Source organism: Pseudomonas sp. 210_17 TE3656 (assembly GCF_054821965.1).
On sequence record NZ_JBTRBC010000001.1, the window covers coordinates 3,032,792 to 3,049,471 of the forward strand.

14 protein-coding genes and 2 pseudogenes are annotated in these 16,680 nt (G+C 61.9%); 11 read left to right on the plus strand and 5 right to left on the minus strand.

The genetic code is table 11. The features are described from left to right. Nucleotides 1-454: 454 nt before the first annotated feature. Complete coding sequence (gene gbcA, locus ACVI9W_RS14215; RefSeq protein WP_461530336.1) at nt 455-1,747, minus strand: glycine-betaine demethylase subunit GbcA; 1,293 nt, start codon at nt 1,745-1,747, stop codon at nt 455-457. A gap of 144 nt (nt 1,748-1,891) precedes the next feature. Next, a complete protein-coding gene (locus tag ACVI9W_RS14220; protein WP_422418029.1) occupies nt 1,892-2,035 on the minus strand; it encodes a hypothetical protein in 144 nt (47 codons plus the stop codon). Between ACVI9W_RS14220 and gbcB the strand changes: the two genes are divergently transcribed. Continuing rightward, the gene (gene gbcB, locus ACVI9W_RS14225; protein ID WP_191831301.1) at nt 2,034-3,131 is read left to right on the plus strand and encodes a glycine-betaine demethylase subunit GbcB; all 1,098 of its coding nucleotides are present in this window, start codon (nt 2,034-2,036) and stop codon (nt 3,129-3,131) included. The genes ACVI9W_RS14220 and gbcB overlap by 2 nt on opposite strands. Before the next feature lie 79 nt (nt 3,132-3,210). Here the strand turns inward: gbcB and ACVI9W_RS14230 are convergent, their stop codons facing one another. Both ACVI9W_RS14230 and ACVI9W_RS14235 read right to left on the minus strand, forming a co-directional pair. Continuing rightward, nucleotides 3,211-4,083, minus strand: a complete 873-nt coding sequence (locus tag ACVI9W_RS14230) for a methyl-accepting chemotaxis protein (RefSeq protein WP_461531835.1) — start codon at nt 4,081-4,083, stop codon at nt 3,211-3,213. Beyond that, a pseudogene (locus ACVI9W_RS14235) lies at nt 4,066-4,869 on the minus strand (MCP four helix bundle domain-containing protein); the annotation flags it as partial. The pseudogene ACVI9W_RS14235 and the gene ACVI9W_RS14230, both read right to left, overlap by 18 nt. 240 nt (nt 4,870-5,109) lie before the next feature. Between ACVI9W_RS14235 and ACVI9W_RS14240 the strand changes: the two are divergent. The 4 genes and pseudogenes from ACVI9W_RS14240 (at nt 5,110) to ACVI9W_RS14255 (ending at nt 7,733) form a co-directional block, all read left to right on the plus strand. Then, nucleotides 5,110-5,340, plus strand: coding sequence for a hypothetical protein (locus tag ACVI9W_RS14240; RefSeq protein WP_038605832.1), 231 nt, complete (start codon nt 5,110-5,112; stop codon nt 5,338-5,340). Beyond that, nucleotides 5,337-5,639: a cell division protein ZapA gene (locus ACVI9W_RS14245; protein WP_028942233.1), complete on the plus strand. Its 303-nt coding sequence runs from the start codon at nt 5,337-5,339 to the stop codon at nt 5,637-5,639. Before ACVI9W_RS14240 ends, ACVI9W_RS14245 begins: the two co-directional genes overlap by 4 nt. A gap of 201 nt (nt 5,640-5,840) precedes the next feature. Then, nucleotides 5,841-6,872, plus strand: a pseudogene (locus ACVI9W_RS14250) (HAMP domain-containing protein); the annotation flags it as partial. A 132-nt stretch (nt 6,873-7,004) separates the two neighbouring features. Continuing rightward, nucleotides 7,005-7,733, plus strand: coding sequence for a methyl-accepting chemotaxis protein (locus ACVI9W_RS14255; RefSeq protein WP_371261987.1), 729 nt, complete (start codon nt 7,005-7,007; stop codon nt 7,731-7,733). Nucleotides 7,734-7,826: 93 nt separating this feature from the next. Here ACVI9W_RS14255 and ACVI9W_RS14260 read toward each other — a convergent pair whose 3' ends face one another. Then, nucleotides 7,827-8,867: a threonine aldolase family protein gene (locus ACVI9W_RS14260; RefSeq protein WP_461530337.1), complete on the minus strand. Its 1,041-nt coding sequence runs from the start codon at nt 8,865-8,867 to the stop codon at nt 7,827-7,829. A gap of 267 nt (nt 8,868-9,134) precedes the next feature. Between ACVI9W_RS14260 and glyA the strand changes: the two genes are divergently transcribed. The 6 genes from glyA to purU all read left to right on the plus strand — a co-directional run bounded on the left by glyA (nt 9,135) and on the right by purU (nt 16,661). Beyond that, nucleotides 9,135-10,388, plus strand: a complete 1,254-nt coding sequence (glyA, locus tag ACVI9W_RS14265) for a serine hydroxymethyltransferase (RefSeq protein ID WP_461530338.1) — start codon at nt 9,135-9,137, stop codon at nt 10,386-10,388. A 20-nt stretch (nt 10,389-10,408) separates the two neighbouring features. Then, nucleotides 10,409-11,659, plus strand: a complete 1,251-nt coding sequence (locus tag ACVI9W_RS14270; RefSeq protein ID WP_038605844.1) for a sarcosine oxidase subunit beta family protein — start codon at nt 10,409-10,411, stop codon at nt 11,657-11,659. 14 nt (nt 11,660-11,673) lie between these two features. Continuing rightward, nucleotides 11,674-12,003, plus strand: a complete 330-nt coding sequence (locus ACVI9W_RS14275; RefSeq protein ID WP_128323342.1) for a sarcosine oxidase subunit delta — start codon at nt 11,674-11,676, stop codon at nt 12,001-12,003. Further along, nucleotides 12,000-15,017: a sarcosine oxidase subunit alpha gene (locus ACVI9W_RS14280; protein WP_461530339.1), complete on the plus strand. Its 3,018-nt coding sequence runs from the start codon at nt 12,000-12,002 to the stop codon at nt 15,015-15,017. The genes ACVI9W_RS14275 and ACVI9W_RS14280 overlap by 4 nt, the downstream gene beginning before the upstream one ends. Before the next feature lie 142 nt (nt 15,018-15,159). Next, nucleotides 15,160-15,792: a sarcosine oxidase subunit gamma gene (locus tag ACVI9W_RS14285; RefSeq protein ID WP_461530340.1), complete on the plus strand. Its 633-nt coding sequence runs from the start codon at nt 15,160-15,162 to the stop codon at nt 15,790-15,792. Between the two features lie 11 nt (nt 15,793-15,803). Continuing rightward, on the plus strand, nt 15,804-16,661 hold the full coding sequence (gene purU, locus ACVI9W_RS14290) for a formyltetrahydrofolate deformylase (protein ID WP_038605855.1): 858 nt from the start codon (nt 15,804-15,806) through the stop codon (nt 16,659-16,661). Nucleotides 16,662-16,680 lie beyond the last annotated feature (19 nt).

A 16,680-nucleotide genomic window follows, 5' to 3' on the forward strand; every position in this document is an offset into this window, starting at 1 on the left:
AATATGTTTGCCCATGGCGGAGAGCCCCGTGTGGCAAGGGTTTCACGAGGTTGATCAAAAAACACCCAATTCGCCTGTTTGCCTTAGCCAATGCCGTGCATCTGGGCCATTTGAGGCGTTATCCACAACGGTTTTCCACGCTTGGGACTTTTGCACACAAAGTCTGTTGGCGTCTCTGTGGATAAGGTGTTCGCCTTCTGCTGTGAGCCTTGTTTTTAAAGGCTTGTAGAGATTTGATCAAATATTGATCAATATTTTTTGCAGGGAAAAACAATGACTTGCCCACATTAGCTGTGGGCTGCCCTGTGGATAAAGTGTTTGCTGTGTGCAGGGGCCCAGTGGGGCCGGGGGATTGCGGGAGGTGGTTAAAGTTTGAGCAGAGCATCGCGGGGCAAGCCCGCTCCCACCGGTTTTCACCATCCCGGTGGGAGCGGGCTTGCCCCGCGATCAGACTTTACTGCACAGCCACACCCTTGAGATAAGGCGCAGGCGCCGCCCCCAGGTTGTTCAACATACGCTCGCTGTACCAGTCAACGAAGTTCACCACCCCGAACTCATAGGTCTTGGAATACGGCCCAGGCTGATACGCCGTGGAGTTGATCCCGCGCTGGTTCTCCTCGGCCAGGCGCCGGTCCTGGTCATTGGTGGCATCCCACACCTGGCGCATGCGCTGCGGGTCGTAATCCACACCCTCGACCGCATCCTTGTGCACCAGCCACTTGGTGGTGACCATGGTTTCCTGGGCACTGATCGGCCACACGGTGAAGACGATCATGTGATCGCCCATGCAGTGGTTCCACGAGTGCGGCAGGTGCAGGATGCGCATCGAACCGAGGTCCGGGTTCTTGATCCGGCCCATCAGCTTCTGGCAGCCCTGCTTGCCGTCCAGGGTCATCGACACCGTGCCCTTGAGCAGCGGCATGCGCACGATGCGGTTGCGCAGGCCGAAGCTGGCGTGGGCATACGGAATCTTCTCGGCGTCCCAGGCCGCAGCCGAGGCGGCGACGTGATCTTTGAAGGCCTGGTCGGCGCGCGGGTCGGTGACGTCGTCCCATTCCAGCAGGGTTTTCAGCAGCTCCGGGTGCGAACCGCTGCAGTGGTAGCACTCGCGGTTGTTTTCCAGCACCAGCTTCCAGTTGGCCTTTTCCATCAAAGTGGTTTGCACCGCCACCTTGGTGTTTTCCATGTCGTAGGGCTCCATGTAGTGAGCCAGGGTGGAAAGAAAGTCGTCGATCGCCGGTGGATTCTCGGCCAGGCTGATGAAGATGTAGCCGCCAGCGGTCTTGACGTTGACCGGTTTGAGCCCGTACTGCTTCATGTCGAAGTCGGCGCCCATCTCGGTGCCGGCGAACAGCAGGCGGCCATCGAGCTCGTAGGTCCACTGGTGGTAATGGCAGACCAGTTTCGCCACCTTGCCCTTGTCGCTGGTGCACAGCCGCGAACCACGGTGACGACAGACGTTATGGAAGGCATGCACCTGGCCTTCAGCACCGCGCACCACGAGGATCGGGTTCTTGCCGATCTGCAGGGTGAGGAAGTTGCCCTTGGCCGGGATTTCACAGGTCATCCCGGCGATCAGCCATTCCTTCTGGAAAATTTCTTCCATATCGATCTGGAACAGGCGTTCGTCGCTATAGAACGGCTGTGGCAGCGAGAAGGTGCGCTCGCGGCTCTGCAGCATCTCGGCAGTCGCCTTGCGCGCAGGTTCCAGTGGATCGCCCAGACTCAAAGTTGCGGTGACGTCCATCGTTCAGGTCCTCATGGCCGGTGCTTGTGGCCGGTGAAAGTGGCTAATCATTGTTATGGCGACGCAAGGCTGAATTACAGCAGGATCATTTGCGATGGAGTGTGCGATTGAAGCTGCGGCGATCCATATCCATGGGCGACATGATCAGATCCGTTTCCGACGCGCCAGCCCTTGTCGCAGGGGGCTGGTCGCGATAAGCACGCCGATGTCGCGGATAGGAATGTGTCTGCCGTGCAGCTTGAGCAGAATCGCAAGCATCAGGCCGCAGTCGGCCGTGGAGACGAGCATGTCCAATTTCCTCAATCCGGTCAGCACCCAGACCTGGGCCAACGGCCGCCACATCGTCCGTTGCGTCAAGGTGATCCAGGAAACCTGGGATGTGCGCACCTTCTGTTTCATGGCCGACCAGCCGATCATGTTCTTCTTCAAGCCCGGGCAGTTCGTCACCCTGGAGCTGGAGATCGACGGCGAGCCGATCATGCGCTCGTACACCATCTCCAGCTCGCCTTCGGTGCCTTACAGCTTCTCGGTGACGATCAAACGGGTGCCGGGCGGCAAGGTCTCCAACTGGCTGCACGACACCCTGCACGAAGGCCAGGAGCTGGCGGTGCATGGGCCGGTCGGGCTGTTCAACGCCATTGACTTCCCCAGCCCCAAGGTGCTGTACCTCAGTGGCGGCGTCGGCATCACCCCGGTGATGTCCATGGCCCGCTGGTTCTACGACACCAACGGCAATGTCGACATGGTGTTTGTGCACAGCGCGCGCTCGCCGAAAGACATCATCTATCACCGCGAGCTGGAGCACATGGCGTCGCGGATCGACAACTTCAGCCTGCACATCATTTGTGAGAAGCACGGCCTGGGCGAGCCCTGGGCGGGCTATCGCGGCTACCTGAACCAGAAGTTGATGGAGCTGATTGCTCCGGACTACATGGAACGGGAAATCTTCTGCTGCGGCCCGACCCCGTACATGCATGCGGTCAAGCGTCTGCTTGAGGGCAGCGGCTATGACATGAACCGATACCATGAGGAGTCGTTCGGCGCGACCCCGGCCGAGGTCAAGGCCGATGCCGTCGAGCTCGCCGAGCAAGCGGCCGACGCCCCGGAAGTGGACAATGCCGACCTGCATCAGGTGGAGTTCACCGCCGCCGGCAAGAGTATTCGTGTGGCGCCGGGTGAGACGGTGCATGCCGCGGCGGCCAAGCTTGGCCTGATGATTCCCAAGGCCTGCGGCATGGGCATCTGCGGCACCTGCAAGGTGCTCAAGCTGGGCGGCGAGGTGGAGATGGAGCACAACGGCGGCATCACCGATGATGACGTCGCCGAAGGCTATATCCTGTCGTGCTGCAGCGTGCCCAAGGGCGACGTGCGTATTGAATACTGATCCGGGAATTTTTCGCGGGGCAAGCCCGCTCCCACAGGGGGAGCCTGCCCCCTGTGGGAGCGGGCTTGCCCCGCGATGATCAGACGCTGAAGCGCGCCACCAGCCCGTTCAGGTCAACCGCCAGGCGCGACAGCTCGGCACTGGCCGCAGTGGTCTGGTGGGCACCGGTGGCCGATTGCACCGACAGGTCGTTGATGTTGACCAGGTTGCGGTCCACTTCGCGGGCCACCTGAGCCTGCTCTTCGGCAGCGCTGGCGATCACCAGGTTGCGCTCGTTGATCTCGGCGACCGCGCCGGTGATGGTGTCCAGCGCCAGGCCTGCACCGCGGGCGATGTTCAGTGTCGACTCGGCACGTTCGGTGCTGTTGCGCATGGAATTGACCGCCTGCTCGGTACCGCCCTGGATACTGCCGATCATCCGCTCGATTTCACTGGTCGACTGCTGGGTGCGGTGGGCCAGGGCGCGGACTTCATCGGCGACCACGGCAAAGCCACGACCGGCCTCACCGGCACGCGCGGCCTCGATGGCGGCGTTGAGTGCCAGCAGGTTGGTCTGGTCGGCCAGGCCGCGAATCACATCCAGGACCTTGCCGATATCCCGCGATTCTTCCGCCAGGTTGCCGATCAGATCGGCGGTACCCTGCACATCGACGCTCATGCGCTCGATGGCGCTGACGGTTTCCAGCACCAGATCACGACCGTCACCTGCCGAACGGGTGGCTTCCTTCGACGCTTCGGAGGTGCTCACGGCATTGCGCGCCACTTCTTCAACCGCGCTGGTCATTTCGGTGACGGCGGTGGCGGCCTGCTCGATTTCGTTGTTCTGCTGTTGCAGGCCACGGGCGCTTTCGTCGGTGACGCTGTTCAATTCTTCGGCAGCCGAGGCCAGCTGCGTGGCGGAGCCGGCAATCAGTTGCAGGGTGTCGCGCAGTTTGTTCTGCATCTTGGCCATGGCCCGCAGCAGCCGTGCGGCTTCGTCGTGGCCCTCGGTCTCGATGGTACGGGTGAGGTCGCCTTCGGCGATGCGCTCGGCCGCCTGCAGGGCCTCGTCGATCGGTTTGACGATGCTGCGGGTCAGCAGCAGGGCACAGATCAGGGTCAGCACCGTGGCGGCCAACAGCAGGCTGATGACCAGGCTGATGGCGTTGGAATACTGATCGGCAGCGGTCTGGTTGATGGAGCGGGTCTGCTCGGTGTTGATGCTGACCAGTTGATCCATGACGCTGTTGATCTGCTCGGAACTGTTGAGCATGTCGCGGTTGATCAAGGTGCGCAGGGTTTCCAGATCGTTGCTCTGCGAAGCCTGGTGCATGCGGCTTTCCAGCTGGCGGTAGTCGCTGAGCAGCTGCACATACTGGTTGTAGGCGGAACGCTCCTGCGGACTGCTGATCAGCGGTTCATAAACCCGGCGCGCTTCATCGATCTGCTGGTTGCGCTGGCCGATCAGCTTGAGGGTGTTTTGCAGGGTGTCGGCTTCGCGGTTGAGCAGCAGGCGATAGGACAAGGTGCGCAGGCGCAGAGTCAGCTGGGTGAGCTGATCGAGGTTGGTGATGCTCGGTACCGTGGAGCGCTCGATGAATTCGCCGGCCTGGCGAATCTTGCTCATCTGGTTCAGAGCGAACAGACCCAGGCCCAGCATCAGCGCGCCGATCAAGGCGAACCCCAGCAGCGCGCGCGGGGCGATATTCATATTACGTAGGGACATGGTGGTCTTCCGGAGGGGGAAAAGGCGCGCCATACCGGCGCCGGATTCAGGATTGCCTTCCCTATCGGACAACCTTTGGCAGACTTGAGCGGCGGAAGGTGAAACTGTGAATTAGTGATCGGTTTTCCTGACAGGCGGGCATCTGCAGCGGGAACCGGACGGTGATCGGTGGGTCAATCTGCACCAGGCCGAAGCGTCTAACCCGATATCCCTGGCGACCACGCGGACTTTTCTTTATCGTGTGCGCCCCCTGAAAATCCCGAGAAGGCAATCATGTTGGAAACTTCCCTCAGTCAATTGGAACAACTCGTCAGCGACCTGGTACAGAAGAATCAGGAACTGACCGAACGCAACGAGCAGATCGCTGCTGAACTGGCCCAGGCCAAAGATGAAAACGAAAGCCTGCAGCTGGCGCTGATGGAACAGGAAGAAAAACAGGGCGCCACCGCCGCGCGCATCCAGGCCCTGGTCGAGCGCGCCAGCGTTGGTACCGTTAACGCATGAGAACTTCAGCACAGCCGATCAATGTCGTGTCGATCCTCGGCAGCGATTATTCGATCAAGGCCCCCGAAGGCCAGGAACAGGCCCTGGCGCAGGCCGTGCAGATGCTCAACGCGTCGCTGGCCGAGACCAAGCGTAAATACCCGACCCTGATTGGTGACAAGCTGCTGGTTCTGGCAGCCCTGAACCTGTGCTCGCAGCAGATCGAACTGCAACAGCAGCACCAGCAGGCCCTCGACCGTTACCAAGAGCAAGTCAGCGCCACGGTCGATGTCATTGCCCGGACCATCGGCAACAGCTGATCGGCTCCCGCTACACCGTTCCACTTCTTTTGCTTGCTCACTGCCCTTTCGGCAGTGGGCGGCATTGTCGTGGGTCAATGGAATAATTGTATTTTCGTCTGTATACAATTGGCCTGGCTATTGCAGCACAAGGCTTATTTACTCAGGGGAAGGTTCATGCAGTTCTGGCGGCGCAGTATTCAGTGGCAATTGATTGCAAGCATGGGCGCAGCCCTGTTGGTGAGCATTCTTATCGTGGCCGGAATCTACTCGGTGGCGGTCAATCGCCTGACCGAGCGTTACCTGGTCGACACGGCGTTGCCGGCCAGCATTGAGGCGATTCGTAACGACATCGAGCGGATGTTGAGCCGTCCGCTCACCGCCGCCGCCGATATTGCCAACAACACGTTGCTGCGCGACTGGCTGGCGGCGGGCGAAGACAGTGCCCAGGCGCCGCAATTTATCGAGTACCTCGAAGCGCTGCGGCAGAAAAACCAGGCCTTCACGGCGTTGTTCGCAGCCACTGAAACCAACCATTACTACAACGAGAAAGGCCTTGATCGTACGTTGAGCCGCAGCAACCCGGCCGACAAATGGTTCTTTGGTTTCATCGACAGCGGCAATCCGCGCCTGCTCAACATCGACACCGATGGCAGTACCGGTGAACTGGCACTGTTCATCGACTATCGGGTGGAAAAGGCCGGCAAACTGGTTGGCATTGCCGGGCTCGGTCTGCGCATGACCGAACTGTCGGAATTGATCCACAACTTCAGTTTCGGTGAGCGCGGCCGGGTGTTTCTGGTGCGCGGCGATGGCCTGATCCAGGTTCATCCGGAGCAGCAATTGAGCGGCAAAACCAAGCTTGCCGAGCAGATCGGTGAGTCGGCCGCTCAGGCTGTTTTGAACCGAACCGAAGGCTTGCACAGCAGCCGCTTCGAGCGTGATGGCGAGGGCTACCTGGCCCTGAGCCTGCCGCTGCGCGACCTGAACTGGACCCTGGTCGCTGAAGTACCGGAAGCGCAAATCTATGCCCCGGTGCGCGAGACGGTGTGGTTGACCAGCCTGATTGGTGCTGGCGTGGCGCTGGTGTCGCTGCTGCTGGTGGTGTTGCTGGCCCGTGGCATAGTCCGGCCGATCCGCCGGGTCACCGGGGCGCTCATGGCGATTGGCAACGGTGGCGGTGACCTGACCCAGCGTCTGGATGCGACGCGTGCGGATGAACTGGGCGACCTGGCTCGCGGGTTCAACCGCTTTCTCGACAGCCAGCGCGACCTCATCGGCGAGGTCTTGCACACCAGTGAACGCTTGCACCGTTCGGTCGAACTGGTGACCCAGGTAGTGGAGAACACCGCAGACCGCTCGGGGCGTCAGCAGGAAATGACCGAAATGGTTGCCACGGCAGTGCATGAAATGGGCCTGACCGTACAGGACATCGCGCAGAACGCCGGCAATGCCGCACACGCGTCGGAAACCGCGCGTACTGAGGCGCTTGCCGCCCGTGAAGTGGTGCGCCGTTCGATTGCCCACATCGAGGGCATGTCGGGTGAAATAGGCCAGGCGGCCCATGCGGTGGGTGAGCTAGCCAGTGAAGTGGCGTCAATCGACGAGGTGCTGGCGGTCATCCGCAGCATCTCCGAACAGACCAACCTGCTGGCGCTCAACGCCGCCATCGAAGCGGCGCGAGCCGGAGAGATGGGCCGCGGCTTTGCCGTGGTCGCCGACGAAGTGCGCACCCTGGCCCGGCGCACCCAGGTGTCCACCGATGAAGTGCAGCAGATGATCCTGCGCCTGAAGCACGGCGCCGGCAGCGCTGTGACATCGATGCAGGCCGGGCAGGCGGCAACCGGCACCGGTGTGCAATCCAGCCAGCAGACCGGCGCCTCACTGAGCACCATTACCGATCAGGTTGAACATATCAGTGACATGAACCATCAGGTGGCCACGGCGACGGAAGAACAGTCGGCGGTGACCGAAGAGATCAATCGTACCGTTCAGGGGATTTCCGATCTGGCCCGGGAGACGGCATCCGAAGTGCAGGAGTGTCGTGAGGAGTGTCAGGCGTTGCGCGGGTTGGCCGATGATCTGGCGCGGCAGATGGGTGGGTTCAGGCTTTAGGCCTGTGTGAAATTCATCGCCGGCAAGGCCGGCTCCCACAAGGGCCGGTGTATGCAGTCCCTGTGGGAGCCGGCCTTGCCGGCGATGGCGCCGTCAGGCGCCCATGGCCTCACGGATGTCCGCCGCCAGTTCACGCACCCGCGCCTCGTCGGTGTCCCACGAGCACATGAACCGCGCGCCACCGCTGCCAATGAAGGTGTAGAAGCGCCAGCCCTTGTTGCGCAAGGCTTCCAGCGCCGGTTCCGACATCTGCAGGAATACCCCGTTGGCTTCCACCGGGAACATCAGCTCTACGCCCGGCACGTCACTCACCAGTTCGCTGAGCAGTTGTGCGCAGCGGTTGGCATGGGCGCCGTACTTGAGCCAGGCACCGGTCTCCAGCAAACCGACCCATGGCGCAGACAGAAAGCGCATCTTCGAGGCCAGCTGGCCGGCCTGTTTGCAACGGTAGTCGAAGTCTTCGGCCAGCTTGCGGTTGAAGAACAGGATCGCCTCACCCACCGCCATGCCGTTCTTGGTACCGCCAAAGCACAGCACATCGACGCCGGCCTTCCAGGTCAGCTCGGCCGGCGTGCAGCCGAGGTAGGCACAGGCGTTACTGAAGCGGGCGCCGTCCATGTGCAGGTTCAGGCCCAGCTCCTTGCAGGTGGCGCTGATGGCCTTGAGCTCTTCCGGGCGATACACACTGCCGACTTCGGTGGCCTGGGTAATGGTCACCACGCGTGGCTTGGGATAGTGGATGTCCTGGCGCTTAAGGGCAATTTCGCGGATCGATTCAGGGGTCAGCTTGCCGGCCACCGTACGGGCGGTGAGCAGTTTTGAGCCGTTGGAGAAGAATTCCGGGGCGCCACATTCGTCGGTCTCGACGTGGGCGGTCTCCGAGCAGATCACGCTGTGATAGCTCTGGCACAGCGACGACAGCGCCAGCGAGTTGGCGGCGGTGCCGTTGAAGGCGAAGAACACTTCGCAGTCGGTTTCGAACAGTTTGCGAAAGTACTCCGAGGCGCGCGCGGTCCACTGGTCATCACCGTAGGAGCGGTCATGACCCTGGTTGGCTTTTTCCATCGCGGCCCAGGCTTCCGGGCAGATACCTGAGTAGTTGTCGCTGGCGAATTGCTGGCTTTGATCTGTCATGACACTGTCCTGTGAACGACGCAGAACCGCACTCTAAACCATTGCTGAATCGGTTGCCTATACAGGCGCTTCGCGGCGGTCCGGCGCCCGGTAAATCCGCTCCTACAGCCTGTAGGAGCGGATTTATCCGCGAAGGGCAAAAGGCAATGTCGTAAACGCACCATTGCAAGGCGTGCGTAGGCATCTGGGCTGTCTGCGTCGGGCATAGGATCGCTGCAAAAGGGCAATTGCCCGACAAGAACCGATGCCGCTGCCGGGAGAGACGCGATGTTCAGCAAGCAAGACCAGATCCAGGGTTACGACGATGCACTGCTGGCGGCGATCAATGCCGAAGAGCAACGCCAGGAAGATCACATCGAACTGATCGCCTCGGAAAACTACACCAGCAAGCGCGTCATGCAGGCCCAGGGCAGCGGCCTGACCAACAAATACGCCGAAGGTTATCCAGGCAAGCGCTACTACGGCGGTTGCGAGCATGTGGATAAAGTCGAGCAACTGGCTATCGATCGCGCCAAGCAGCTGTTCGGCGCCGACTACGCCAACGTCCAGCCGCACTCCGGATCTTCCGCCAACAGTGCCGTGTACCTGGCTCTGCTGCAGGCCGGCGATACCATTCTCGGCATGAGCCTGGCCCATGGCGGTCACCTGACCCACGGTGCCAAGGTGTCGTCCTCGGGCAAGCTGTACAACGCCGTGCAGTACGGCATCAACACCAGCACCGGGCTGATCGACTACAACGAAGTCGAGCGCCTGGCCGTGGAACACAAGCCGAAGATGATCGTCGCCGGTTTTTCGGCCTACTCGAAAACCCTCGATTTCCCACGTTTCCGTCAGATCGCCGACAAGGTCGGCGCCTACCTGTTCGTCGACATGGCCCACGTTGCCGGTCTGGTGGCTGCTGGCCTGTATCCGAACCCGCTGCCTTACGCCGATGTGGTCACCACCACCACCCACAAGACCCTGCGCGGCCCACGTGGCGGCCTGATCCTGGCGCGCAGCAACGAAGAGATCGAGAAGAAGCTCAACGCCGCGGTATTCCCCGGTGCCCAGGGCGGCCCGCTGATGCATGTGATCGCCGCCAAGGCAGTGTGCTTCAAGGAGGCGCTGGAGCCGGGCTTCAAGACTTATCAACAGCAGGTGATCGACAACGCCCAGGCCATGGCCAAGGTGTTTATCGAGCGCGGCTTCGATGTGGTCTCCGGTGGTACCGACAACCACCTGTTCCTGGTCAGCCTGATTCGCCAGGGTCTTACCGGTAAAGATGCCGATGCTGCCCTGGGCCGCGCTCACATCACCGTCAACAAGAACGCCGTGCCCAACGATCCGCAGTCGCCGTTCGTCACCTCCGGCCTGCGCATCGGCACCCCGGCGGTTACCAGCCGCGGCTTCAAGGTTGCCCAGTGCGTGGAACTGGCCGGCTGGATCTGCGACATCCTCGACAACCTCGGCGATGCCGATGTCGAGGCCGATGTTGCGAAGAACGTGTCGGCACTCTGTGCAGATTTCCCGGTTTATCGCTGAGCGGTTCAGGAGTGAAGACTATGCAACGTTACTCGGGCTTCGGCCTTCTCAAGCACTCGCTCAGCCACCACGAAAACTGGCAGCGCATGTGGCGCACGCCGACCCCGAAAAAGGTCTACGACGTGGTCATCGTCGGCGGTGGCGGGCACGGCCTGGCTACGGCCTACTACCTGGCCAAAGAGCACGGCATCACCAACGTTGCCGTGGTCGAGAAGGGTTGGCTGGGCGGTGGTAACACCGCGCGCAACACCACCATCGTGCGCTCCAACTACCTGTGGGACGAATCGGCGCATCTCTATGAGCACGCCATGAAACTCTGGGAAGGACTGTCGCAGGACATCAACTACAACGTGATGTTCTCCCAGCGCGGGGTCTACAACCTCTGCCACACCCTGCAGGACATTCGCGACTCCGAGCGCCGGGTCAACGCCAACCGCCTCAACGGCGTGGACGGCGAGCTGCTCAATACCCAGCAGGTCGCCGAAGAAATTCCTTACCTGGACTGCTCGAAAAACACCCGCTATCCGATCCTCGGCGCCACCGTGCAACGGCGTGGTGGCGTGGCCCGTCACGATGCGGTGGCCTGGGGCTACGCACGTGCCGCCGATGCCCTGGGCGTGGACCTGATCCAGCAGACCGAAGTGATCGGCTTTCGCAAGGAAAACGGTGTGGTCATCGGCGTCGAGACCAACAAGGGCTTTATCGGTGCCAAGCGCGTCGGTGTGGTCACCGCCGGTAACTCCGGGCACATGGCCAGGCTCGCCGGCTTCCGCCTGCCGATCGAATCGCATCCGCTGCAGGCGCTGGTGTCCGAACCGCTCAAACCGATCATCGACAGTGTGATCATGTCCAACGCCGTGCACGGCTACATCAGCCAGTCGGACAAGGGCGACCTGGTCATCGGCGCCGGTATCGACGGCTGGGTTGGCTACGGTCAGCGCGGTTCGTACCCGGTGATCGAACACACCCTGCAGGCGATCGTCGAAATGTTCCCGATTCTTTCGCGGGTGCGGATGAACCGCCAGTGGGGCGGCATCGTCGACACCACGCCGGACGCTTGCCCGATCATCTCCAAAACCCCGGTGAAGAACATGTTCTTCAACTGTGGCTGGGGCACCGGCGGCTTCAAGGCCACCCCGGGCTCGGGCAACGTTTTTGCCGCCAGTCTGGCCAAGGGCGAAATGCACCCGCTGGCCAAACCTTTTTCCATCGACCGTTTCTACAACGGTGCACTGATCGACGAACACGGCGCCGCCGCTGTCGCCCACTAACAGGAGAAATCCCTATGTTGCATATCTTCTGTCCCCACTGCGGCGAGCTGCGCTCCGAAGAGGAGTTCCACGCTGCAGGCCAGGCGCACATTCCGCGGCCGCTGGACCCCAACGCCTGCTCCGACGAGGAGTGGGGCACCTATATGTTCTTCCGTGACAACCCGCGTGGCCTGCACCACGAGCTGTGGATTCACGCCGCCGGTTGCCGCCAGTACTTCAACGCTACCCGTGACACGGTGACCTACGAAATTCTGGAAACCTATCCGATCGGCGCCAAGCCGCAAGTGACCGGCAAAAACACCAGCCCGCAGTTGGCAGTCAGTGGTCAGGGAGAAAAGGTATGAGCCAGGTCTATCGCCTGTCCAACGGCGGTCGTATCGATCGCAGCAAAGTCTTGAACTTCACCTTCAACGGCCAGACCTACCAGGGTTACGCCGGTGACACCCTGGCCGCAGCGTTGCTGGCCAACGGTGTGGACATCGTCGGGCGCAGCTTCAAGTACTCGCGCCCCCGCGGGATCATTGCCGCAGGTTCCGAAGAGCCGAACGCGATCCTGCAGATCGGTGCCACCGAAGCCACCCAGGTGCCCAACGTGCGCGCCACCCAGCAGGCCCTGTATGCCGGCCTGGTGGCCACCAGCACCAACGGCTGGCCGAGCGTCAACACCGACGTCATGGGAATTCTCGGCAAGGTCGGCGGCAAGCTGATGCCGCCGGGCTTCTACTACAAGACGTTCATGTACCCGCAGTCGTTCTGGATGACCTACGAGAAGTACATCCGCAAGGCGGCTGGCCTTGGGCGTGCGCCGCTGGAAAACGATCCGGACAGCTACGACTACATGAACCAGCACTGCGACGTGCTGGTGGTCGGCGCAGGGCCTGCCGGCCTTGCCGCGGCATTGGCCGCCGGGCGCAGCGGTGCGCGGGTGATCCTTGCCGATGAACAGGAAGAGTTCGGTGGCAGCCTGCTCGACAGCCGTGAAAGCCTGGATGGCAAACCGGCTGCCGAATGGGTCGCGGCGGTGATCGCCGAGCTCAAGGGCATGCGTGAAGTGACCCTGTTGCCACGGGCCACGGTCAACGGTTATCACGACCACAACTTTCTTACCATCCACGAGCGCCTGACCGACCACCTGGGTGATCGCGCGCCGATCGGCACCGTGCGTCAGCGCATGCACCGGGTACGTGCCAAGCGCGTGGTGCTGGCCACTGGCGCCCATGAGCGTCCGCTGGTGTACGGCAACAACGATGTGCCGGGCAACATGCTGGCCGGCGCGGTTTCCACCTACGTGCGTCGTTATGGCGTGGCGCCGGGCCGCAACCTGGTGCTGTCGACCAACAACGACCATGCCTACCGTGTGGCGCTGGACTGGCATGACGCCGGCCTGAAAGTGGTCGCCATCGCCGATGCCCGGCACAACCCGCGCGGTTCGCTGGTGGAAGAAGCGCGGGCCAAGGGCATGCGCATCCTCACCTCCAGCGCAGTGATCGAGTCGCGTGGCAGCAAGCATGTGACCGCAGCCCGTGTCGCCGCGATTGACGTCAAGGCACACAAAGTCGCCAGTCCCGGCGAATGGCTGGACTGCGATCTGGTTGCCACTTCCGGCGGCTACAGCCCGGTCGTGCACCTGGCTTCGCACTTGGGCGGCAAGCCGGTCTGGCGTGAAGACATCCTCGGCTTCGTGCCGGGCGACGCACCGCAGAAGCGTGTGTGTGTCGGTGGCATCAACGGAGTGTTCGCCCTGGCCGACACCCTGGCAGATGGTTTCGAAGGCGGCGTGCGCGCGGCAACCGAAGCCGGTTTCAAGGCCGTGCAGGGCACCCTGCCGAAAGTCCTGGCACGTCAGGAAGAAGCCACCGTGGCACTGTTCCAGGTGCCCCATGACAAAAACACCGCACGGGCGCCGAAGCAGTTCGTCGACCAGCAGAACGACGTCACCGCCGCTGCCATCGAACTGGCTACTCGCGAAGGTTTCGAGTCGGTCGAGCACGTCAAACGCTACACCGCCCTGGGCTTCGGTACCGACCAGGGCAAGCTGGGCAACATCAATGGCCTGGCCATCGCGGCGCGCTCGATGGGCATCAGCATTCCGGAAATGGGCACCACCATGTTCCGCCCCAACTACACGCCGATCACCTTCGGCGCCGTGGCTGGCCGGCACTGTGGGCACCTGTTCGAGCCGGTGCGTTTTACCGCGCTGCATGCCTGGCACCTGAAAAACGGCGCCGAGTTTGAAGACGTCGGCCAGTGGAAACGGCCGTGGTACTTCCCGCGCAACGGCGAAGACCTTCATGCCGCCGTGGCCCGTGAGTGCAAGGCTGTGCGTGACAGCGTCGGCCTGCTCGATGCTTCGACCCTGGGCAAGATCGATATCCAGGGCCCGGACGCCCGTGAGTTCCTCAACCGCATCTACACCAATGCCTGGACCAAGCTCGATGTGGGCAAGGCCCGTTATGGCCTGATGTGCAAGGAAGACGGCATGGTCTTCGACGACGGCGTGACGGCCTGCGTCGGCGAAAACCACTTCATCATGACCACCACGACCGGCGGCGCGGCGCGTGTGCTGCAGTGGTTGGAAATTTATCAACAGACCGAATGGCCAGACCTGAAGGTGTACTTCACCTCGGTGACCGACCACTGGGCGACCCTGACCCTGTCGGGCCCGAACAGCCGCAAGCTGCTCAGCGAAGTGACCGATATCGACCTGGACAAGGACGCGTTCCCGTTCATGAGCTGGAAGGAAGGCCTGGTCGCGGGTGTGCCAGCGCGGGTATTCCGCATCTCGTTCACCGGTGAGCTGTCGTATGAGATCAACATCCAGGCCAACTACGCCATGGGCGTGCTGGAGAAAATCGCCGAGGCCGGCAAACAGTACAACCTCACCCCTTACGGCACCGAGACCATGCACGTACTGCGGGCCGAGAAGGGCTTCATCATCGTCGGCCAGGACACCGACGGCTCGATGACCCCGGACGACCTCAACATGGGCTGGTGTGTCGGCCGTACCAAGCCGTTCTCGTGGATTGGCTGGCGCGGGATGAACCGCGAAGACTGCGTGCGCGAAAACCGCAAGCAGCTGGTCGGGCTCAAGCCGGTCGACCCGACCCAGTGGCTGCCGGAAGGCGCGCAACTGGTGTTCGACCCGAAACAAGCGATCCCGATGGACATGGTCGGTCACGTCACCTCCAGCTATGCCAGCAACTCCCTGGGCTATTCCTTTGCCATGGGTGTAGTGAAAGGTGGGCTCAAGCGGATCGGCGAGCGGGTCTACTCGCCGCAGGCCGATGGCAGCGTGATTGAAGCGGAGATCTGTTCTTCGGTGTTCTTCGATCCGAAGGGTGAGCGGCAGAACATCTAACACTGTGGGAAGGGGATTGTGTGTGGGAGCGGGCTTGCCCCGCGATGCGATGTTGACTGTACCGACGTCATCGCGGGGCAAGCCCGCTCCCACAGAAGTCCCTCCCGCAGGCAGGGTCCATAGAATTCAAGGCAGGTGAGTAATGAGCACGATCAACGTCTATCAGCAACGCCCCGGCAACGACGTCAAAGCCGAGTCGCCACTGCATCACGCCGACCTGCCCAGCCTGGTCGGCAAAGGCCGCAAGAACGCCGGGGTGACCCTGCGGGAACACAAGTTTCTCGGTCATCTGACCCTGCGTGGCGATGGCCGCGACCCCGCGTTTTCCGGCGGTGTGTTCAAGGCCTTGGGCCTGGAACTGCCAGTGGCGCTGACCGTGGTCGCCAACGGCGAGATGTCGCTGCAATGGCTGGGCCCGGATGAGTGGCTGCTGATCGTCCCAGGCGGCCAGGAGTTCGCGGTCGAGCAGAAGCTGCGCGATGCCCTCGACGGTCAGCATATCCAGCTGGTCAACGTCAGCGGCGGGCAAACCCTGCTGGAACTGAGCGGCCCGAATGTGCGCGAAGTGCTGATGAAATCCACCAGCTATGATGTTCATCCAAACAACTTCCCGGTCGGCAAGGCAGTGGGCACGGTGTTTGCCAAGTCGCAATTGGTGATCCGCCGTACCGGCGAGGAAACCTGGGAACTGCTGATCCGTCGCAGCTTCTCCGATTACTGGTGGCTGTGGCTGCAGGACGCGGCAGCCGAATACGGTTTGAGCATCGAGGCCTAGGGAGAGTCGTCATGAGCCGAGCACCGGACACCTGGATTCTCACCGCTGACTGTCCGAGCCTGCTCGGTACGGTGGATGTGGTGACGCGCTATTTGTATGAGCAGCACTGCTACGTCACCGAACACCATTCGTTCGATGACCGGCTGTCCGGGCGCTTCTTCATTCGCGTGGAATTCCGTCAGCCGGATGACTTCGACGAAGCCAGTTTTCGCGCAGGCCTTGCTGAGCGGGGCGAGGCCTTTGGCATGCTGTTCGAGCTGACCGCGCCAAAGCACCGGCCGAAAGTGGTGATCATGGTGTCCAAAGCCGATCACTGCCTCAACGACCTGCTCTATCGCCAGCGCATCGGGCAATTGAGCATGGACGTTGTGGCGGTGATTTCCAATCACCCGGATCTGGAGCCTCTGGCCCAGTGGCACCGCATTCCCTACTACCACTTCGCCCTTGAACCACACGACAAACCGGCGCAGGAGCGCAAGGTGCTGCAGGTGATCGAGGAATCCGGTGCCGAACTGGTGATCCTTGCCCGCTACATGCAGGTGCTGTCGCCGGAACTGTGCCGCAAGCTCGACGGTTGGGCGATCAACATTCATCACTCGCTGCTGCCGGGCTTCAAGGGCGCCAAGCCTTATCACCAGGCCTACAACAAAGGCGTGAAGCTGGTGGGGGCCACGGCCCACTACATCAACAACGACCTCGACGAAGGGCCGATCATTGCCCAGGGCGTGGAGTCGGTCGACCACAGCCATTATCCGGAAGACCTGATCGCCAAAGGCCGCGACATTGAGTGCCTGACGTTGGCACGGGCGGTGGGCTATCACATTGAGCGGCGGGTGTTCTTGAACGCCAACAGGACGGTAGTGCTCTGACTGACGCCATCGCCGGCAA